At 55.9% G+C, this 16,530-nt stretch carries 26 protein-coding genes; 7 read left to right on the forward strand and 19 right to left on the reverse strand.

Features of this window, described 5'->3' with window-relative positions; translation table 11 throughout:
• Nucleotides 1-94, forward strand: a 94-nt coding sequence (locus ACTU3N_RS15510) for an IS3 family transposase (protein ID WP_443087050.1), incomplete at its 5' end; no start/stop codon positions are given.
• Nucleotides 95-160: 66 nt separating this feature from the next.
• On the opposite strand, the gene ACTU3N_RS15515 is transcribed toward ACTU3N_RS15510, so the two are convergent.
• A complete protein-coding gene (locus ACTU3N_RS15515) occupies nucleotides 161-673 on the reverse strand; it encodes a tail fiber assembly protein (RefSeq protein WP_443087013.1) in 513 nt (170 codons plus the stop codon).
• 4 nt (nucleotides 674-677) lie between these two features.
• Nucleotides 678-1,706 carry a phage tail protein gene (locus ACTU3N_RS15520; protein WP_443087014.1) on the reverse strand — a complete coding sequence of 343 codons (1,029 nt, stop codon included), beginning with the start codon at nucleotides 1,704-1,706 and terminating at the stop codon, nucleotides 678-680.
• Between the two features lie 208 nt (nucleotides 1,707-1,914).
• Between ACTU3N_RS15520 and ACTU3N_RS15525 the strand changes: the two genes are divergently transcribed.
• Nucleotides 1,915-2,232, forward strand: a complete 318-nt coding sequence (locus tag ACTU3N_RS15525; RefSeq protein ID WP_443087015.1) for a hypothetical protein — start codon at nucleotides 1,915-1,917, stop codon at nucleotides 2,230-2,232.
• 142 nt (nucleotides 2,233-2,374) lie between these two features.
• Here ACTU3N_RS15525 and ACTU3N_RS15530 read toward each other — a convergent pair whose 3' ends face one another.
• Entirely contained in the window at nucleotides 2,375-2,971 is a 597-nt protein-coding gene (locus tag ACTU3N_RS15530) for a recombinase family protein (protein WP_443087016.1), read from the reverse strand.
• 96 nt (nucleotides 2,972-3,067) lie between these two features.
• On the opposite strand from ACTU3N_RS15530, the gene ACTU3N_RS15535 reads away from it, so the two are divergent.
• Together ACTU3N_RS15535 and ACTU3N_RS15540 are read left to right on the forward strand one after the other, a co-directional pair.
• On the forward strand, nucleotides 3,068-3,526 hold the full coding sequence (locus ACTU3N_RS15535; RefSeq protein WP_443087017.1) for a phage tail protein: 459 nt from the start codon (nucleotides 3,068-3,070) through the stop codon (nucleotides 3,524-3,526).
• Nucleotides 3,526-4,125, forward strand: a complete 600-nt coding sequence (locus tag ACTU3N_RS15540; protein ID WP_443087018.1) for a tail fiber assembly protein — start codon at nucleotides 3,526-3,528, stop codon at nucleotides 4,123-4,125. Before ACTU3N_RS15535 ends, ACTU3N_RS15540 begins: the two co-directional genes overlap by 1 nt.
• Here the strand turns inward: ACTU3N_RS15540 and ACTU3N_RS15545 are convergent.
• From ACTU3N_RS15545 to ACTU3N_RS15570, 6 genes are read right to left on the reverse strand one after another with little or no spacing between them, the layout of a single operon-like run.
• Nucleotides 4,097-4,540, reverse strand: coding sequence for a tail fiber assembly protein (locus ACTU3N_RS15545; protein ID WP_443087019.1), 444 nt, complete (start codon nucleotides 4,538-4,540; stop codon nucleotides 4,097-4,099). The two genes, ACTU3N_RS15540 and ACTU3N_RS15545, sit on opposite strands and share 29 nt — an antisense overlap.
• Nucleotides 4,541-4,587: 47 nt before the next feature.
• A complete protein-coding gene (locus tag ACTU3N_RS15550) occupies nucleotides 4,588-5,565 on the reverse strand; it encodes a phage tail protein (RefSeq protein WP_443087020.1) in 978 nt (325 codons plus the stop codon).
• Complete coding sequence (locus ACTU3N_RS15555; protein WP_443087021.1) at nucleotides 5,562-6,173, reverse strand: phage tail protein I; 612 nt, start codon at nucleotides 6,171-6,173, stop codon at nucleotides 5,562-5,564. Before ACTU3N_RS15555 ends, ACTU3N_RS15550 begins: the two co-directional genes overlap by 4 nt.
• The gene (locus ACTU3N_RS15560) at nucleotides 6,166-7,074 is read right to left on the reverse strand and encodes a baseplate assembly protein (RefSeq protein ID WP_443087022.1); all 909 of its coding nucleotides are present in this window, start codon (nucleotides 7,072-7,074) and stop codon (nucleotides 6,166-6,168) included. The genes ACTU3N_RS15555 and ACTU3N_RS15560 overlap by 8 nt, the downstream gene beginning before the upstream one ends.
• A 4-nt stretch (nucleotides 7,075-7,078) precedes the next feature.
• Nucleotides 7,079-7,426: a GPW/gp25 family protein gene (locus ACTU3N_RS15565; protein WP_443087023.1), complete on the reverse strand. Its 348-nt coding sequence runs from the start codon at nucleotides 7,424-7,426 to the stop codon at nucleotides 7,079-7,081.
• Entirely contained in the window at nucleotides 7,423-8,058 is a 636-nt protein-coding gene (locus ACTU3N_RS15570) for a phage baseplate assembly protein V (RefSeq protein WP_443087024.1), read from the reverse strand. Before ACTU3N_RS15570 ends, ACTU3N_RS15565 begins: the two co-directional genes overlap by 4 nt.
• 203 nt (nucleotides 8,059-8,261) lie before the next feature.
• Here ACTU3N_RS15570 and ACTU3N_RS15575 point away from each other — a divergent pair, with 203 nt between their 5' ends.
• Nucleotides 8,262-9,113: a hypothetical protein gene (locus tag ACTU3N_RS15575; protein WP_443087025.1), complete on the forward strand. Its 852-nt coding sequence runs from the start codon at nucleotides 8,262-8,264 to the stop codon at nucleotides 9,111-9,113.
• Nucleotides 9,114-9,135: 22 nt separating this feature from the next.
• Nucleotides 9,136-9,498, forward strand: coding sequence for a hypothetical protein (locus ACTU3N_RS15580; RefSeq protein WP_443087026.1), 363 nt, complete (start codon nucleotides 9,136-9,138; stop codon nucleotides 9,496-9,498).
• Nucleotides 9,499-9,559: 61 nt separating this feature from the next.
• Here ACTU3N_RS15580 and ACTU3N_RS15585 read toward each other — a convergent pair whose 3' ends face one another.
• The 10 genes from ACTU3N_RS15585 to ACTU3N_RS15630 form a co-directional block, all read right to left on the reverse strand.
• Nucleotides 9,560-10,027: a phage tail protein gene (locus tag ACTU3N_RS15585; protein WP_443087027.1), complete on the reverse strand. Its 468-nt coding sequence runs from the start codon at nucleotides 10,025-10,027 to the stop codon at nucleotides 9,560-9,562.
• The gene (lysC, locus tag ACTU3N_RS15590; RefSeq protein ID WP_443087028.1) at nucleotides 9,990-10,235 is read right to left on the reverse strand and encodes an Rz1-like lysis system protein LysC; all 246 of its coding nucleotides are present in this window, start codon (nucleotides 10,233-10,235) and stop codon (nucleotides 9,990-9,992) included. The genes ACTU3N_RS15585 and lysC overlap by 38 nt, the downstream gene beginning before the upstream one ends.
• The gene (lysB, locus tag ACTU3N_RS15595; RefSeq protein ID WP_443087029.1) at nucleotides 10,135-10,548 is read right to left on the reverse strand and encodes an Rz-like lysis system protein LysB; all 414 of its coding nucleotides are present in this window, start codon (nucleotides 10,546-10,548) and stop codon (nucleotides 10,135-10,137) included. The genes lysC and lysB overlap by 101 nt, the downstream gene beginning before the upstream one ends.
• Complete coding sequence (locus tag ACTU3N_RS15600; protein ID WP_443087030.1) at nucleotides 10,545-11,054, reverse strand: lysozyme; 510 nt, start codon at nucleotides 11,052-11,054, stop codon at nucleotides 10,545-10,547. The genes lysB and ACTU3N_RS15600 overlap by 4 nt, the downstream gene beginning before the upstream one ends.
• Nucleotides 11,038-11,259: an HP1 family phage holin gene (locus ACTU3N_RS15605; RefSeq protein ID WP_443087031.1), complete on the reverse strand. Its 222-nt coding sequence runs from the start codon at nucleotides 11,257-11,259 to the stop codon at nucleotides 11,038-11,040. Before ACTU3N_RS15605 ends, ACTU3N_RS15600 begins: the two co-directional genes overlap by 17 nt.
• Nucleotides 11,250-11,453, reverse strand: coding sequence for a tail protein X (locus ACTU3N_RS15610; RefSeq protein ID WP_443087032.1), 204 nt, complete (start codon nucleotides 11,451-11,453; stop codon nucleotides 11,250-11,252). Before ACTU3N_RS15610 ends, ACTU3N_RS15605 begins: the two co-directional genes overlap by 10 nt.
• A 600-nt stretch (nucleotides 11,454-12,053) precedes the next feature.
• Nucleotides 12,054-12,245, reverse strand: coding sequence for a hypothetical protein (locus tag ACTU3N_RS15615; protein WP_443087033.1), 192 nt, complete (start codon nucleotides 12,243-12,245; stop codon nucleotides 12,054-12,056).
• 490 nt (nucleotides 12,246-12,735) lie between these two features.
• Nucleotides 12,736-14,775, reverse strand: coding sequence for a replication endonuclease (locus ACTU3N_RS15620; RefSeq protein ID WP_443087034.1), 2,040 nt, complete (start codon nucleotides 14,773-14,775; stop codon nucleotides 12,736-12,738).
• A 31-nt stretch (nucleotides 14,776-14,806) separates the two neighbouring features.
• Nucleotides 14,807-15,145, reverse strand: a complete 339-nt coding sequence (locus ACTU3N_RS15625) for a DUF5347 domain-containing protein (RefSeq protein WP_443087035.1) — start codon at nucleotides 15,143-15,145, stop codon at nucleotides 14,807-14,809.
• Between the two features lie 30 nt (nucleotides 15,146-15,175).
• The gene (locus tag ACTU3N_RS15630; RefSeq protein WP_443087036.1) at nucleotides 15,176-15,553 is read right to left on the reverse strand and encodes a hypothetical protein; all 378 of its coding nucleotides are present in this window, start codon (nucleotides 15,551-15,553) and stop codon (nucleotides 15,176-15,178) included.
• A 115-nt stretch (nucleotides 15,554-15,668) separates the two neighbouring features.
• Between ACTU3N_RS15630 and ACTU3N_RS15635 the strand changes: the two genes are divergently transcribed.
• Entirely contained in the window at nucleotides 15,669-16,523 is an 855-nt protein-coding gene (locus ACTU3N_RS15635; RefSeq protein ID WP_443087037.1) for a phage repressor protein CI, read from the forward strand.
• The last annotated feature ends 7 nt before the right edge of the window (nucleotides 16,524-16,530 follow it).

Here is a 16,530-nt window from a genome sequence, read left to right on the forward strand (position 1 = left end):
ATATATCCACTATTACAACCATGAGCGTATTAGCCTGAGACTGAAAGGCCTGAGTCCGGTAGAGTACCGAACCCAGGCTCTGAAAGCCGCCTAATATAAACTGTCCAACTTTATGGGGTCAGTCCATATTCAGGGCTTTTACATTTATGGCGTCAATTTATTACCCCGCAAAGTCAGGCAGTGCTGGCCAGCTAATATTCACGGCGTCAGACATATCGACACGGTTAAGCAGCACACTGTACCGCTCCCATGCTTCCAGCTGCTGTGTTTCTTGTGCCGTGGCCATATTCAGCTTTGCCGCGCGCTCCAGCGGCGCAATTATTGCCGTGGCAGCATCCTGCAATGCACGCTTTTTCTGCTCTGCCTGTGAGCTATAATCGACCGGCACGGCACTAATCTCACCCTCTATAAACTGCCAGCAACCGGAAATATCACACCCTGTGGGGAGTGTATCGGTTTCGACAATGGAAAAGCCTTCCGGGTAGAGCATCGAAATATCCTCAGCGATCGCGCAAATTACACCGCTATGAGGATTAACGCATAGCTTATATTTTTGAGTGAATGCAGTAAAAGAGCTATAAAAATCCAGCCCGTCAGCATCGATAAAATATTGCACGTTATTGCCATAAGGTATGTCTTCAGGAAAATAACGCGATAATGTCGTGAGTTGCATAATATTATCCTGCAATTGTGCGCCATGCGCCGTTAATTAAAATTTGCAGTGGTCGGTAAGTGAAAAAGACACCATAGGAGGTGGACGGATCGTGCCAGGCTCGGGTGAGTACGCAGCCAGCCGGTGCTTCATTCGGGCCGTATTCGTTTGCTTTGCCGGGGTTCACGGCCGCGCCGCGCTGCACGTTCTGTACGTAGCGGGTATCGGATTCAGCGCGTGTATAGGAAACGCTTGCCGGGGTCGGCAGCGTAATATTCGCTGTGCCGTCAAAGGCGATGCCGTTGATTGTCCTGGCGGTGGCGAGTTTGGTGGCGGTCGCGGCGTTGCCGGTGATGGTGGTGATGGTGATGTCGGCGCCGAGCGCCAGGCCGTTGACTTTGCGCGTGGACGGTACGCGGCCATTGGCGTTGGTGTTGGCAGCCGTTGCTGCGCTGACCGCGGCTTTCACCGCTTTGGGCGTGGCGGCGAGGTTTTCTGCGTCGCTGTCCGTCGCGCTGCTTAACTGAGTAAAGCCTTTGCCCGCCAGGGTTGCGTCGGGATGGCGGCGCGAGAGTTCATGTTCCGCGACGGCCTGGTCAACGTATTTTCGCGTGGCGAGAACCACCGCCGGGTCAATTTTCAGCGTGACGGAGGCGGTATTTGAGACGACCAGCACCATGCGTACGGTCTGCGTGCGGCCGCTGCCTTCCTGCATCTGCGGTTTATACGTTTCCGGGCAGTTGGCCACGGCAATCAGCACGCCCTCGTCGTCGAACAGGCCAATCTCACGGATCCAGTAGCCGCCTTCGTTTTCAGGAATTACCTGTTCCGCGATGATCTGGTTAGTATTTTCCGGGTCAATGGAAAGCATATTCAGCGGAGCAATGCGTTTCTGGTTGATAAGTTTGGTTTGCGAGGCATCGGGCGACGGCAGGACGCCGTTTGCGTCGCCAACAGCCATCTGCGTGAGGTTGAGCGATGTGCCGAGCGCGGTCGCGTTCGCCAGCTTAGCTGCCCCCAGTTGGGTCAGAAGGGCAAAATATTTTGCTGTCATGCGTTATCTCTCTGTTTGTGAATGAATGAGAAGAAAGTTATGTGAGCCGCAGGGGAGTTTCTGATGAAGGACTAACAAACGCTATCGGGCGGCGTTGGTTGGTTAAAGATACAACGGACAGGGTGTGTGGAGTGTTTTCTGCAAGTAAGGATGAGGATTTATTCACTATTCTAATGAAGAAATTTAACGAAACTATATGGAATAGATTATGCCTTCAATTTCTGGATTTTCTTCGTCCCGCGTTCTGCCGAATAATGATACCGCTGTGCATGCAAAAACACAGTCTGGTAATGCAGCGACCAATTTTATCCGTAAAAATATTCTGGCTGTTTCGAATTCGCCTGCTGAAAACACCCGTGTTAAAAACGCACAGTCGCGAGTAGATACTCACTGGGCTAAAGACGGCTCAGCGCAGAATAAATCTGAAGTCAAAGGGCTGAATGCATATATTCAACTGGCTAATGGGGAGATTTTCCCGGCATCGGCGCGTCTTTCCATATCACCTGAATCAACGCAGCGTATTTAATTAACGCAGCGTTGAATTGAAGCCCTGAATATTTCAGGGCTTTTTTGTTGGGTTTATTTTTACTCAGCGTTTTGCGGCATAAATTATGGGTTGGCGGTTTTATATCAACGCGGGCACCATAATGTGCTTTATATTTTCATGATTAGACGCTTTTGTTTACGTGTTGTTTAGTAGGTGAGTGTGCGGCTATTTCTGCGGGGAAGTAGCGATAGAGGGTGGATAGACCGACACCGTAGAGGAGGGCGAGTTGCCGACGGGTGTGCCCTTTGGTGAGTAAGCGGCTGATTTGTTCGCGTTCGGCGGGTTTTAGCGCGTTGGGGCGGCCACCGACGCGGTCCTGGGCGCGGGCAGCGGCCAGACCGGCGAGGGTTCTTTCGACGATGAGTTCGCGTTCCATTTCAGCCAGGGCGGACATGACGTGGAAGAAGAAGCGGCCCATGGCGCTACTGGTGTCGATGCTGTCGGTCAGCGAGCGGAAGTGCGCGCCGCGTTCGTGCAGTTCAGCGATGAGGGCGATTAAGTTTTTGACGCTGCGCCCGAGGCGGTCAAGTTTCCAGACGACTAGCGTGTCGCCAGGGTTTATCTGTTTTAGCGCGCGTTTAAGTCCTGGCCGGTTGGCGACTTTGCCGCTGATCCTGTCTTCGAAAATGTGGTCACAATTTGCGCTTGTCAGCGCGTTTCGCTGTAAATCGCTGTTCTGGTCGATTGTTGATACGCGGATATACCCAATGACGGCCATCTATTTCCCTCCTTTTCGGTATGTCCGGCGGATTTTTGCAGATTTCACGCTCCGGCGGGGGATTTTCAAAAACCTTGGTTGGGGGAAGGTTCTGCGTTGCCTGCCGGTGTTCCGGTTCCGTGGCCATCGGCGACACCGCCACAAGGATGGCTGAAATGTAACGGCGCAGCCTTTTCTGCGAGCCAGTACCCAAAACTTGCGCTTGCCTATCCGTCACTGACATTGCCAGATTTGCGCGGTGAATTTATCCGTGGCTGGGATGACGGGCGTGGGGTGGATGTGGGGCGCTTAATGTTATCGAACCAGGGTGATGCACAACGAAATATTACCGGGCAAATTGACGATATTTATGGTGGCAGCCTGGTACCGGGTTCCCAAAAAGGTGCATTTTCTCGTTCGGCTGTCCCTGCAGCCAGTAATTACTATACAACATCAAATTCAGGTGCTGGTAGGAGCGTTGTTTCTCTTAGGCTGGATGGATCATTAGTCTATCCGGTGGCAAACGAAGCCCGCCCGCGAAATATTGCATTTAACTTTATCGTAAGGGCCGCATAATGATAAACGCAAAACTTAATAATGAATATATTGCGACAGAGGCTGGTGATATAACCGTCTATAATTTTGACGGGAAAACCCGCGAATATTTATCGTCTGCCGTGGAATTTCTGGCGGTCGGCGTGGGTATTCCGGCTAATTCCTGCATTGATAAACCGGGCAAAGATAAAGAAGGTTTTGCTATTTGCCGCAGAGAAGATTTGACCACCTGGGAATATGTCGCCGATCGTCGCGGTGAAACGGTATACAGTACCGATACGGGTGAAAAAATAGTCGTTTCATTACCTGGGAGTTATCCGAAAAATACCACCACGCAGATGCCTGCCACGCCATATGATAAATGGAACGGCAGCGAATGGGTGACGGATAGCGACGCGCAACAGGCTGCGCAGAAGCATGCCGCAGCGCAACAGAAAAGCGCTTTGCTGGCAGAAGCACAGAGCACAATTAATATTTGGCAAACTGAATTGCAGCTGGGGATTATTACCGATAAAGATAAGGCCAGCCTGATTGCCTGGCTGGCCTATATAAAAGATTTACAGAAAGTAAATCCTGACGCTGCGCCAGAAATTACCTGGCCAGATCGTCCGGTGGTGTAGGCCACTCAATATCGGGGGCTGATGCAGTATTCACACGGTTTAAAAGCACCCGATATTTCTTCCAGGCATCCAGTTTTATCAACTCGACATCTAATGCGAGATTTAATTCCTGCGCATCAAGTAATGGTGCCATTACCTGAGTTGCTTGCTGGATTAATTCCTTTTTCCTGAATTCCGCTAACTGAATTAATTCTTCATGCGAAGGCTCAGGAGCATCAATTAATACAGGATAGCCATTTTCAGAGTTAGTTATAATCTTGCCCTTTGCTTTCCCGCTTAAAATGCTGGAATATGCTTCGTTGCTGATTTCAACTGCATCAGCAGGCCAGCCTTCCTGAGTTTCTTCATATAAAGGCATCAGGGAAAAAGGATAAAACCCTTTCAAAGAAGGGCTATAAAAATATCTTTCAGTCATTTTCACCTCCTGGTAAATTTAAGATATACGGATTATGCAATGCTTATTTAGTAGCCGATAGCAATATAGTTTACAGATACCGGGGCGCTCACTTTTGCTACCGATGAAAAAGCTGAATAACCGTTTCTATCCATGTTTAGTACAGAAAATATACCTGCACTGGAGGGGCCATATCCCTGGTGGCTAACAACCATCTTCAAAAATGCATTAGGGAATACAATGTTAAAAGAGTTTCTAACCCCGGCAGAATTGCTGCCCTCTCCGCCTGCAAAGCCATATCCCCACTGAATAATGAGTCCACCAGGCAAACGTTGCCACCCGGAGTCGGACTTGTATGACTCAAACGCAGACATATCCGGTATCTGGTTTGCGCCAGTACCAACCCCGCGTTTCGCCGCTTCCCCCAAACCAAGGTTTTGGAGAACGCTTGCGACAGCCGCGCTGCCCGCATCGGCGATTTCCTTCAGGTTTTGGTTAATTTGCAGATATTGCTTGTGCGGATTCGTCTCAGCGACGTGTTTTTTCAACAAATCGTCGGAATACGCTTTCACCTCAATCGCTTTATCATCCACATACTTACGCGTCGCCAGCACCACCGACGGGTCAATTTTCAGCGTCACCGCCGCCGTGGACGACACAATCAGCACCATCCGCACCGTTTGCGTGCGGCCACTGCCTTCCTGCATCTGCGGCTTATACGTCTCCGGGCAGTTCGCCACCGCAATCAGCACACCCTCGTCATCGTACAGACCCAGCTCGCGGATCCAGTAACCGCCCTCGCTCTCAGGAATAACCTGCTCGGCAATAATCTGGCTACTGTTATCCGGGTCGATGGACAAACTATTCAGCGGCGCAATGCGTTTCTGGTTTATCAATTTCGTCTGCGACGCATCCGGCGCCGACAGCACGCCGTTCGCATCGCCCACCGCCATCTGCGTCAGGCGCAGCGTCGTGCCGAGCGCCGTTGCGTTCGCCAGCTTCGCCGCCCCCTGATTCGTCAGAATGGCATAATATTTTGCAGTCATGGGTTAACTCTCAGATTATCAATCAAATGAATGGCCGAAGCCGGGTAAGTCTCGCCGCCAACAACAATCGTCTCCGGCGTATACGGGTAAATCGTCATCTCTTCACCGAGATAACAGCCTGCGCCCACGTAAAACTCTCCGCTGGTACTCAGACTAATATTCAGCCCCGTCATATGTCGGCTCGCCGGTTTCGCGTCATCAATCAGTCGCTCCAGCTCCTGATACATCTCCTCGGTGATCCCGTGCTCCTGCACGCCGACCACCAGGCGAAACGTCCCCGGCTCGCCGTTCTCCTGCCACCACTCGCGCAGCTCAATCAAAAAACCGAGCGGTTCAACCACCCGGTGCAGCGCGCTGATGGTGCCTTTATGTTGATGAACAAAAAAAGACGCGGCGATGACGCTACGTTTGGTGGCCTCCGGCCAGTCAAAATCCCAGCGATCGACGGACAACGCCCACGCCAGGTACGGCAGAAGTTCCGCCGGGCAGGTCTGCGGGTCCCACAGCGTGCGCAGCGGCACCGGCACGCGCGCAATCTGTGCCGCCGCCGTTGTCGCCGCCACCTCAAGCACCGAGGAACCAGGCGGTAACAGGCGGTCATCACTCATCGGTGCCTCCCACGCGCAGCGTCCAGTCGGTGCAATACGACGCCTGATGTTTTTCCAGCACGATATCGCTCGCCGGCGCGCTCAGCTCCACACGCTGCACGCCTTCAACATGTAGCGCGGCATAAATCGCCGACTGGCGAATATCGCGGCCCAGGCGTCGCTGCGCATTGATATAGCTTTTCAGCTTCTGCTCGGCGGCCAGGCGGCCAGGCTCCGACTCGGGGCCCGGGTAAAAATAGAGCGTTGCATCAATCTCATACGGCACAATCTCTGCGCTCTGCACCGTCACACGGTCGCCCACCGGGCGCACGCTCTCGGCATTCAGCGCTTTTTCCACTACCTTCACCAGCTCATCGCTGGCGCTGCCGTCGCCCTCGCGTGACAGCACGGAAATGGTGATATACGCAGGCTGCGGGCTGACGACAGAAATATCGGCGACCCGCCCGTCGGCGCTGCGCCCGTGGTACTCATACGCACCGACCGGCCCGGCGACGCTCAGCCCTTCAAACGCCTGCTGGCTGCGCAGGCGCAGGTCTTTATCGGACTCCATCACCGCTGGCGTCGGCGGAATGGTGCTGTCATCAGCCGGAGTGATAACAAGGCGCGCGGTATCATTGTTCGCCGCTATCACATCAAGATCGTGACCGGCGGCATACGCCAGCATCACCGCCCGCGCGGCTTCGTTCACGCGCTGACGCCAGATAATCTCGCGGTAGGCGTTCTCTTCAAGAAACTTGGTTAATGGCTCGGATTCCAGCGCCAGCGTGCGGGCAATCGCCGCCTGCTCATCGGTGGGAAAGAGGGAAATCAGCGTCGCTTTACGCGTATCGAGGATAGTCTCGTAATTAAGCTCCTCGACCACGTCCGGGGCGGGGAGCTGGCTCAGGTCGATAATCGGCATGGTTTTAACTCACAGGAAGGGTTAACGAAAGGGGTTCTCCGGTGCTGGCAAGCGCGCCGGTCAGGTTGACAACCATCTTGCCGTCGAACTGGCGCTCGGTCGTTATCTCGCTCAGCACGATGCGCGGCTCCCATTGCAAAATGGCCCTGTAACAGGCGGACCAGATTTGCATCTCCAGCGCCGGGGTTTGCGGCTGGTCTATCAGCTCAAATAGCTGCGAACCATAATCGCGACGCATGACTCGCGAGCCGACCGGCGTGCGCAGGATGTCGCTGATACTCTGGCGAATATGCGCGGTGTCGGTCAGTTGCCTGCCGGTGCTGCGGTCTAAGCCGCTGTAACGAATAGTCATAAAGGCGCTCCTGTTGTTCCGCCGCTGTCGCCGGGGTGTTGATGGGTATGCAGCACTTTGCCGTTGGACGACAACGCGCCGCCACTATGGGTAATATCGCCGCGCATCGTGCCGCCGCTTTGCACCTCCAGCGTGCCGGTAATCAGCTTATGGGTGCAGACCACTTCCGGTGTATCGAGCGTGACGCGCGTTGATGCCTTAATCAGCACTTCCGGCACACTCGCTGTCAGAGATTGCGACGCGGTGATATCGGCGGTCTTGATACCGCTGACTTTCAGCGCGCTGCTGGCGGGTTCATATTCGATAACCGCACCGTCCGGGAAGGCGACATGCCAGGCATCGGCCGACGCCGACGGCGGCGGGTTATCATCAGAGAAAATCCCCGGCAGAACGAACGCGGTGCTAAGCTCGCCGCCGACCGCGAGGATCAGCACTTGCTCGCCTACCGAGGGCGCCCACCAGGTACGAGTCTGACCGGCGCGGTGGGTTAACCACTGCAACCACTGGGTCAGGTTGCCGCCTGTCTGCACACGACAGCGCCCGGTATTAAGGTCGGTCTCGACAATAATCCCGGTGCGGATCATATTGCGAAGCTGGCGGGTTAAATCATTAAGCGAGAGATATGTATTCATGCCAGTAGAGTGCAAATCTTTGAAAATTGCCTCAACCGATGCCGATTTGATGGGTGTTGGTACAACTAATGGGTGATTTTAATTAACAAGCGTGGCGGATGTTTAACGGTCAACTATAGTGATAATAATCGTTGCGAAATAAAAATCCTGGCATAACACCATGCCGGGAGATAATTCCTGTTGTCTGCTCAGAGGCAATACTCATGAAAGCGATAAACCGTTTTGCGTTTCTTATCGTTTTTTTATTAACCGGCTGCCCTCCTTATCATAATTCAAAAAATACGCTGACGCCTGTCTGCGAAATAGTGCCGCCAACGTCCTGGGGGGCGTCTGTTGATAATAAAAAAACACGCGAGGTGCAGGCTGAATTAGCGAAAGTTGGCCGCACGCAAGATATTACGCAAAGCGAGTTTCGCCACACCGCAAATCAAACTTATCAAACGCTGGGCGATAAAGACGTGGCCTGCGCGATGCTGCTGAAAACGCTAACCTGCCTGAGTCAGAACGGTGCGCCCGCAAGCACGCTGGGTGAGTTTCAGCACTGGCTGAGCGAGAACAAAAGCTGCGCGCCGGGCGATGAGGCGGTTATCTCTATTGACTCGCTCGTACCGCTGAAACAGGCGCAGTGGGGCCAGCGCAGAAGCAGTCTGGTGTTGGATCTGTTTGTGCGAAACTCCGGGGATAAACCAGCCATCCTGAGCGAGGTAACGCTGCGGTTTGATGAGAAATCACGCCCTTCGCGCGCACCGGCGGATATGCTGAAAGTCTCCGGGGTGTATGTGGTGACGGTCGGGCGTGAAACCGCCACCGCGCATGTTGATCAGAATTTTAACGGCCAGGCGGCGGCATGGTATCCGGGGCCGGGCGTCAATACGCTTATTATCAGCACGCCGGTTGCGCAGTCGTTAAATGCCCGAAGCGTCGATCGTTTTCGTCTGCAAATAGATTTTTTAGAAGAGGCGAAAATACGCGGGCCGATGCGCACGGTGCGCGCGGAAATAAAATATAACGACAATCAAACGGTGGCGTCAGACACGGTTAACCTTGTTCACTGATAGCGTTGCGTGGAGAGATAAAATGAAAATTCAGCAAATATTGTGGTGTGTAGCGGTTGCCGCTTTATTATCCGCGTGCCATCGGGATATTCATCGTAGCGCGGGAGGTGTGCCGCCGTGCGCGGTGTCGCCGCCATTAAGCAGTAAGGCGGAAAATAGTGTCAAAACGCAACTGGCGGTGGATTTAACGAATTTTTCCCGCATGCCGGGTTCGGCCACCTTCAGCGCTGAAGCGGCTAAGAAAATCGAGGCGACGTTTAACGCTATCCCGGAAAAACAGTTAGCCTGCGGTATGTTATTGCAAACGTACACCTGTATTACGGAGAAAACGCGCGCCAGCGAGTTTTTGCAATATGTTCGCTCGACCGGCCAGTGCCGAACCTGAATAATTTGCGCGGTGAATGTGTAGCGCAAAAAATCGCCCGCGCAGCGGCGGGCGACGGGCGTTACTCCTGCCAGCGGCTCACCAGCTCGCCATTGATATACAGCGCTTTCGGGCGCGTCACCAGCGCAGGTTCCGGCGGCTCCGGCAGCGTTTCGGCGTGCAGCGCGCCGTCCACCTCTTGCACCTGCGTGCGCTCGGTCAGTTGCAACACCATCAGCAGATCCTGGCTTGCGTCGGCGTTTTGCGTCAGCGTCCAGCTAAAACGCGCCTCCTGCGCCGTATCAGCGGTAAACATATCGGGCTGATTGACGCGCAGCCAGGCCATCACCGGCACAAACAGGGTGTCGATATCGCCGGAATAACCGCGAATGGCGACGTTCAGATTGAACACCTTTTCAAACGATAGCGAGGCGGCAAGGGTGGCGATATTTTTCCCCTTATCCACCCACACACTCAGCATTGCGGGGTTAGCGCCAAGCTCCGGCACAGCATTAATCAGGGCGCTTTGTAGCGTAGTCGGTTTTAACATTTATCTCATCCTGGCAAAGTTTTATGGTTTCGACCTGCAACGCGCACGCTTCCAGCGCGCGCTCAAGTCTGCGGATATCGGCGCTCAAATCGCCCTGGGTGCGCGGATCACTGCCCGGCATCGGGCAGAGGCTGACCGGCGGGCAACCGTTGTAAACAATGACCGGCGGAGCGGCAGGCGGGGCGCTGGTGCACCCGGCGCACAGCATCAGGTAACACAGCGCTGTACCAGTGACGAAACGCGTCGTTTTCATTTATTAACCTTGTAATAGCCTGTTCGCGAAGCGTCGCCTGCTCGCCCGCCGCAGAAAGTTGCTGGCGGAGCGCAAGCTGCGCGCGCTGATTTTTCTGCGCCAGTTGCTGCGTGGCCGTAAGCTCTGTTTTCAGCCGGGCAATGGTGGCGTCCTGCGCCTGCGCAAGCCCGGCGGATTTCTCCAGCGCAGCGTGCAGCGCGCGGTTTTGCGCGATAAGCCACAGCGCGGCGAGCGCGCCCAGCAGCAGGGCAATCAGCCGTGCGCTCATGCCACGCCCTTCAGGCACCAGTCGCGCTCGCGTTCGCGGCGGTTTTCCAGGCCTTTATTACGCACGCCGTTGACATACACCCAGCGCGGCAGCTGATCGCAGGCTTTCTGCCACTGCGCTTTTTTCACAAACCAGACGAGGGTGGAGCGGCAGGCGGCAGAGGTGCCGACGTTAAAGGTGAAGCTGACGAGCGCGTCATACACCGGTTGCGGCATCTCGATGGGCGCGCAGCGGGCCAGTTGTTGCTCGACATTGAGCACATCGGCGACGAGGTTGACGGCGGCCTCTTTTTCGCTGATGTCGCGTTTTGGCACCACACCAGAGGTGTGGCCGATGCCGGAAGTCCAGACGCCAGCGCTGCACAGGTAAGGGCGCAGGCGGCAGCCTTCGAGGTCGGCAATCAGTTCCAGCCCGCGCTGCGAGGTGTTGAGCAGGTGAAAGTTGGGTGCCAGCGCGGCGAGCGCCAGCACTGCTGCCACGCTGCAGCGTTTAACGATTGATCCCATTCATTACCTCCTGGCTTGTGGCGCAGGATTTGAGGTACAGGTAGCTTTTTCGTCGGTAATACCAGTTCACGGCGACGGTGACGGCCACGCCGAGCGAGCCGAACCAGGCGGCGACGTCCTGGGGTGTCATCGCGCCGAAAAAGGTCAGCGCGACGCTTATCCAGTAGGCCAGTGAGGAGGTGACTTTTTCGATCGTCACGCCCATAGATTCACCGTCTCTTTGGTGGCGGCAACGCTGACTTCCGGCAGGTTGACCGTGGTGCCATGCGGCAAAACAGGCCCATGTTCCGCAAGCCCTGGGTTGGCGGCGAGCACGGTTTCGACAACGCCCTGCGTGCGTCCGTAATAGCGCAGGCAGAGGATGTCGAGGGTGTCGCCTTGTTGTGTGATTGCATTCATTTTTCGCTTCTCTTGCCATCGGGGGGAGGATATGCCGTCAGTTTCCGGGGCGAGGCGGGCGGATGCTATCTCAGCGGGCTGGTTAATCCCTGGCACAACAGGGCGGCGAGTGGGTGAAAGCAGGGGATCGGGGTCGTGTTCTGTGGGTGTCAGGGCAGGCGGGCATTGAGCCTGTATATAAAGGAAGGCGTTGGCAGGGCAGCAAATGAGTGCGACGTATCCGTTCGACGCAGCGAGGAATTTTTACCTCAGGAAGCGCACAGTGGCGAACGAGCAGCGCGACGGCTGATGAATATTTCTCAGCAAGCCTTCAGCAAATCCTCAGCAAACCTTCAGCAAACCCGGCAATTTTTTCTGAACATCTCAGCGAGCGCGGCAAGATGCTCTGACCCGATCAGCACGTTTCTCTGACCTGGCTCGCGCGCCGTTGCGCAAGAGTATGAAAACGCGCTTCCCCTCAGCGTGCCGGGCTTGCGCCTGGCAAATGAATCAGGCCGCAGCTTAACCCGCCGCACCAAAGAAGGGGAACAAAAAGCGCACCCGCGTGGATGCGCTTGAGTTACTGCATGCACATTAACTGTTCTGATTTACCGCTGGTTACTACTTCGCTTCATAGAAGAGATCCACCTCCGCTAATCCATCAGTATTGTTAATTACGGTGAGCATAATATCGACTATTAGCTTGTCTACCTTCTGGCTTTGACTGGTTAGCAGCGCGACCTCTGCGATTAATTGCAGGCAAGCCAGCGCGTGTTCCATTGACATTGTGTGTTTCAGTTTTTTAGAGACCATGTATCTCTCCTTGATTGATATGCTGTATATCCATACAGTACCATAGCCTTTTTCCCATTGAAAAGCGAAATAATCGCTTTCCTTCCATATATGTTGCTGTTTTACAAAATCATTATTGTGAGCAAATCGCTGTACCCGCAATCACTTTTCTGCTAAAGACCCAATTTTGTTCGAACTCTGGGAAGCATTTCGCAAAAGTGGGCTGTCATTTACCTGGACGGAAGAAAAAGCCTGCGTACTCGGAAATCCACCCTGCGGCGTATTTCCGGCCATATTGCGTCCCGCGTCTGCCAGCGGGTCATAAAAACGCGCCGCACGGTATTTATATGGCAAATTATTTACGCCCATACCTATGTTTTTGCTGATGAATTCTTACCCGGCCAGGCATTCAGCCTCCCGGCGCAAAAACAGGTTCACCTGCGCAAGGCAGGAAAACGTGCCGCCGCAACATAAAACTTTCGCGCCCGCGCAGCCCAAAACGGCGCTCACCCTAGTCCGGCGAAAAAACATCGCCTGCGAAGCATAAATCTTCCGCAGTCAACAAAGCCTGCTCCTCCAGAAAGCCGTCTGGCGGCCAGAACTTCTCAGTTTCCGGCTCTGCGCCAGCACCATCCGGCGGCCAGAAACGTGCATCCGCCGCAAAATCACCGCCTGGCGCAACGTTCGCCCGCCAGTTTGTTTCGCCCGGCGTACAGTTATTGACAGAACTCCAAGAGGGCGCAGGGGCGCCCTGAACGTCAACCCCCGCGCGCTTCGGCACGATCTTCCACTTCTTCAGGCGCGTCAGCACCGGCGAATCGCTACCCACCGTGGTGTCATACACCCCGCGAATACAAACAATCGCCTCGCCATACTGATTAAAATCGTTCTCCTGCGCATACAACGTGCGCACCTGCAAATCATCGCGCCGCACAAACGGCCCGCCCTGCGCATTCACATACCGCGCCCAGTCTCCCGCGTCCGCCGCATCGTGCACCTCGGCGAACTCAACGCTCAGGCCGCGCGCCGTCTCCCCCTCGCGCAAACGGCGCAGCTCCCGGTACACCGTCACCGGCGCGCCGCCGATAAACTGAAACTGGCGAATATGCCAGCGCGCCGCCCACGCCGACACCGCGCAGGCCGCCTCCGTCAGCAGCCCGCCGCTCTCGCCATCCGTTTCACCTTCCAGCGCATAACCATCTATATTCTTGGCGATATACTTCGCCACATATCCCGTCGCGCTGCCCTTTTGCGGGTCGATCGCCTCGGCATGAAAACGCGCCTTCTTTGCCTTCTCGCTCGACAACTCATGGCTATCCTGCTGGCAGGCGAATGTACGCAGGATCTCGCGCACCTGTGCCACATCCGCAGGCTGCATAAACAGCAGCATATGCCAGTGCGGCGTGCCGTCGTGGTGCGGTTCCGCCACGCGAATACCAAAAATCCGCAGCCCGTCGCGGTGTAGTTTGGCGCGGATGCGCGCCCACAGCGCGGTAAACCAGGCCTGGGTTTGCGCCGGGCTGGCGCCGTTCCATTTGTGATTGCGATAGCCGGTGCGGGTGGTGGCGTGCCAGGCGGCGGGCGCGGTGAGGGTGTAAAATTCGCCCACATAGCCCAGCGCCTGGCAGATGTTCTCGAAGCCGCGAATGCGCGTCATTAGCTCGCAGCGGCGGACAGCCGGGTTCGCTACCGAGCCGTCGAACTTATCAATCAGGCTGATACGATTGCCTTCTTCATCCTCCAGCTCCATCCCCTTGAGAAACTCCCGGTTGCGGCGCTTTTGCTCGCGCCAGGCGCTGATGCAGTCCGCGCTGGCATAGGGCTGCTTCTTCTTGCTGACGTTGCCGAGTGCAATCTGCAAATGCTCGCGCCACTGGCTGGCAATGCGGCGCAAACGCCCGCGCCACCACTGCTCGCTGAACAGGCGGATCACCGCCGGGGCGATATCTTCCGCGCGCGCCACTTTTTTCTGCACCCGCTGCCAGTGCGGGGGCGTGACGTTAAATTGCAGGGCGATTATCCCGGCGCGCATATACCAGCGGTGCAGGGTTTTCAGCTCGGTTTCATCAACGGTGTCAATATCTGCCAGCTCGCCGCGAATAAAGTTCGCGATATCGCCCGCCAGCCGGTCGGTCTGTTTTTTCGCCAGATCCGGCAAGCGGTTGTAGCGGGTGAACAGCGAAACCAGCCGGGTGGCGAGGTCCTGGCGCAGGGGGGTATCAAAATGGTTGTGGAAGATGGCCTGCGAGACGCGGGTGTGGATATGGCTGAGCTGGTAGCGCGCCATCACCTGCTCAACGCGCGGTAATGCGCGGGCGACGAAGTGCCGTAGCCAGGCGTCGGCGCGCGCGGTACCGTGCTCTTTTTCCAGCGCATCACGCGTCCGGGTGACCGGCAGGCGCACGCACTCGGCCTGCAACGCCAGCGTGTGGCGCGCCGTTAACGTGTTGATAATGTTCTGATTACGACGATGCAGCTCGGCGTGCGTCGGGTAGGGGCTGGCGATCGCGGAGCGCGGGGCGTTCCACGGCCAGGCCCATGTAATGGCCATTTACCGTCTCCTGTTATGGCGTCTGCGGAGGTTAGCGCGGCATGGTGAGCCGTTTCGGGAACAGGCTGACGACGGCGCGAATATGATTCATCGCGGCTATCAGTGCCTGTTTCTCCTCGCGGGAAAGTTCGTCAGGGGGCAGCGCCTGGCGTGCGGCCGGGACGCGGGCGAGAAAGAAAATCGCCGCCAGTGCGCGGGCGTTCTCGGCGTGCTGCGCATCGCGCGGGTCGCGCAGATCATCAATAAAGCGCGCGACGTCAGCCCAGCCATCGCCCCAGAAACGGCTGCGCAGTTCGGCGACATGGTTTAGCCCCTCAAGGCGCGCCCCGGCGCTGAGCGGGACGGTGGCGGATGTTGCGATTATGGCCATGTCGACTCCTGTTAGTTTGCAAATGCAAAATCAGATAGCAGAGGAGCCGGCGTGGCGTTCGATGTAGCGGCAGTCAATTGCCTGCTGGGTGAGTTTGTCGCGCCAGGCCTTCACATTAATTAACGTGCGCCCGCGTTTACCGCGCTCCTGCGCGTCAGAAAAATCGCGCGTGGGCGCTTTCAACAGCACGCCTTCATCCAGCCATTGCCACACCAGGCGCTCGCTGACGCCGCGCATGGCGGCAAAATCCTTCACCGTCATGGCATCGGACATGGCCGAGTGGATCAGGGTGCGCATGGCCGGCATCAGGGCGAGCATCAACTCTTCAAGCTGCCCGTGCGTGAAATTTCCGGATTGCATTTGTGAGTCGGATAACTGATACGACGCCATTGATTTTGCATCTGACATATCGCATTATCTCCTGTTAGTTGAAATGTACTGCACTGACGTGCATCCTGGTCGATGTACGGCAATATAAATCGCAAATGCGATCGTGTAAATCACTTTTTCGATGTTTATATGCATGAGTGAGAACAAAATGAGTGTTCAGGATGTGATTGAACGCCTTGCCGCCTCCTATTCTGTCTCCAGTCAGAAGGCGCTCGCCGAGGCGCTGGATGTACCCGCAAACACTATCAGTAGCTGGATTCAGCGCGACAGCGTGCCGTGGAAAGCGGTGGTGAAATGCGTGCTGGATACCGGTGCTGACCTGCACTGGCTGGTGAATGGTGAGTTTGCAAATGCAAATTTAGCCGATAAGCCGCCGCTGAAAGGCAAAGCGCTGTATGACGAAATCGTCTCTTCCGGCGGGCGTCCGGTGCTGCGTCGCATTCTTGATGCTTATGGTTTTCGCATGCAGAAAGATCTCGGCGACCTGCTCGATATCTCCTCCGGCACCATCAGCACCTGGGTCAGGCGCGACTTTTTCCCCGGCGACGTGGTGGTGACCTGCGCGCTGGATACCGGCGTGTCGCTCGACTGGCTGGCGACAGGGAAAGGGGAGATGTACCCGGCGGCGACGGCAGCCGCGGTGGAGGCAAACGATGCGGTGCTGAAAATCGCCAAATTCCGCCTGGAGTCCGGTGAGCTGAAAGAGGCGGGCGTCTGGTCGCTCGATCGCAGCATGGCGCCGTCATCCACTGATGGGCTGAATTTTATTGAAGGCCTGAATGCTGGCTGGCTGGTGGATACCTCGGCGCAAAAAATCGGCAATGGGCGCTGGTTTATCAGCATCGATGATGCGCTGGATGTGTTTGACGTGGTGCGCCTGCCGGGCGGCAAGGTGCGTCTGACTAACAGCGCGGTGGATTTTGAGTGCAGCGTAACGGAAATCGAACCGTTCGGCGTGGTGGTCTTCACCCTGGAAAAGCACGTGTAGGGCGACA

It is taken from the genome of Vagococcus sp. WN89Y (assembly GCF_052220145.1).
GTDB lineage: Bacteria > Pseudomonadota > Gammaproteobacteria > Enterobacterales > Enterobacteriaceae > Kosakonia.

Excerpts from the sequence above, each read along its gene's own strand:
- ACTU3N_RS15515 (WP_443087013.1), bottom strand. The coding sequence starts at position 673 with ATGCAACTCACGACATTATCGCGTTATTTTCCTGAAGACATACCTTAT.
- ACTU3N_RS15520 (WP_443087014.1), bottom strand. The coding sequence starts at position 1,706 with ATGACAGCAAAATATTTTGCCCTTCTGACCCAACTGGGGGCAGCTAAG.
- ACTU3N_RS15525 (WP_443087015.1), top strand. The coding sequence starts at position 1,915 with ATGCCTTCAATTTCTGGATTTTCTTCGTCCCGCGTTCTGCCGAATAAT.
- ACTU3N_RS15530 (WP_443087016.1), bottom strand. The coding sequence starts at position 2,971 with ATGGCCGTCATTGGGTATATCCGCGTATCAACAATCGACCAGAACAGC.
- ACTU3N_RS15540 (WP_443087018.1), top strand. The coding sequence starts at position 3,526 with ATGATAAACGCAAAACTTAATAATGAATATATTGCGACAGAGGCTGGT.
- ACTU3N_RS15545 (WP_443087019.1), bottom strand. The coding sequence starts at position 4,540 with ATGACTGAAAGATATTTTTATAGCCCTTCTTTGAAAGGGTTTTATCCT.
- ACTU3N_RS15550 (WP_443087020.1), bottom strand. The coding sequence starts at position 5,565 with ATGACTGCAAAATATTATGCCATTCTGACGAATCAGGGGGCGGCGAAG.
- ACTU3N_RS15555 (WP_443087021.1), bottom strand. The coding sequence starts at position 6,173 with ATGAGTGATGACCGCCTGTTACCGCCTGGTTCCTCGGTGCTTGAGGTG.
- ACTU3N_RS15560 (WP_443087022.1), bottom strand. The coding sequence starts at position 7,074 with ATGCCGATTATCGACCTGAGCCAGCTCCCCGCCCCGGACGTGGTCGAG.
- ACTU3N_RS15565 (WP_443087023.1), bottom strand. The coding sequence starts at position 7,426 with ATGACTATTCGTTACAGCGGCTTAGACCGCAGCACCGGCAGGCAACTG.
- ACTU3N_RS15570 (WP_443087024.1), bottom strand. The coding sequence starts at position 8,058 with ATGAATACATATCTCTCGCTTAATGATTTAACCCGCCAGCTTCGCAAT.
- ACTU3N_RS15575 (WP_443087025.1), top strand. The coding sequence starts at position 8,262 with ATGAAAGCGATAAACCGTTTTGCGTTTCTTATCGTTTTTTTATTAACC.
- ACTU3N_RS15580 (WP_443087026.1), top strand. The coding sequence starts at position 9,136 with ATGAAAATTCAGCAAATATTGTGGTGTGTAGCGGTTGCCGCTTTATTA.
- ACTU3N_RS15585 (WP_443087027.1), bottom strand. The coding sequence starts at position 10,027 with ATGTTAAAACCGACTACGCTACAAAGCGCCCTGATTAATGCTGTGCCG.
- lysC (WP_443087028.1), bottom strand. The coding sequence starts at position 10,235 with ATGCTGTGCGCCGGGTGCACCAGCGCCCCGCCTGCCGCTCCGCCGGTC.
- lysB (WP_443087029.1), bottom strand. The coding sequence starts at position 10,548 with ATGAGCGCACGGCTGATTGCCCTGCTGCTGGGCGCGCTCGCCGCGCTG.
- ACTU3N_RS15600 (WP_443087030.1), bottom strand. The coding sequence starts at position 11,054 with ATGGGATCAATCGTTAAACGCTGCAGCGTGGCAGCAGTGCTGGCGCTC.
- ACTU3N_RS15605 (WP_443087031.1), bottom strand. The coding sequence starts at position 11,259 with ATGGGCGTGACGATCGAAAAAGTCACCTCCTCACTGGCCTACTGGATA.
- ACTU3N_RS15610 (WP_443087032.1), bottom strand. The coding sequence starts at position 11,453 with ATGAATGCAATCACACAACAAGGCGACACCCTCGACATCCTCTGCCTG.
- ACTU3N_RS15615 (WP_443087033.1), bottom strand. The coding sequence starts at position 12,245 with ATGGTCTCTAAAAAACTGAAACACACAATGTCAATGGAACACGCGCTG.
- ACTU3N_RS15620 (WP_443087034.1), bottom strand. The coding sequence starts at position 14,775 with ATGGCCATTACATGGGCCTGGCCGTGGAACGCCCCGCGCTCCGCGATC.
- ACTU3N_RS15625 (WP_443087035.1), bottom strand. The coding sequence starts at position 15,145 with ATGGCCATAATCGCAACATCCGCCACCGTCCCGCTCAGCGCCGGGGCG.
- ACTU3N_RS15630 (WP_443087036.1), bottom strand. The coding sequence starts at position 15,553 with ATGTCAGATGCAAAATCAATGGCGTCGTATCAGTTATCCGACTCACAA.
- ACTU3N_RS15635 (WP_443087037.1), top strand. The coding sequence starts at position 15,669 with ATGAGTGAGAACAAAATGAGTGTTCAGGATGTGATTGAACGCCTTGCC.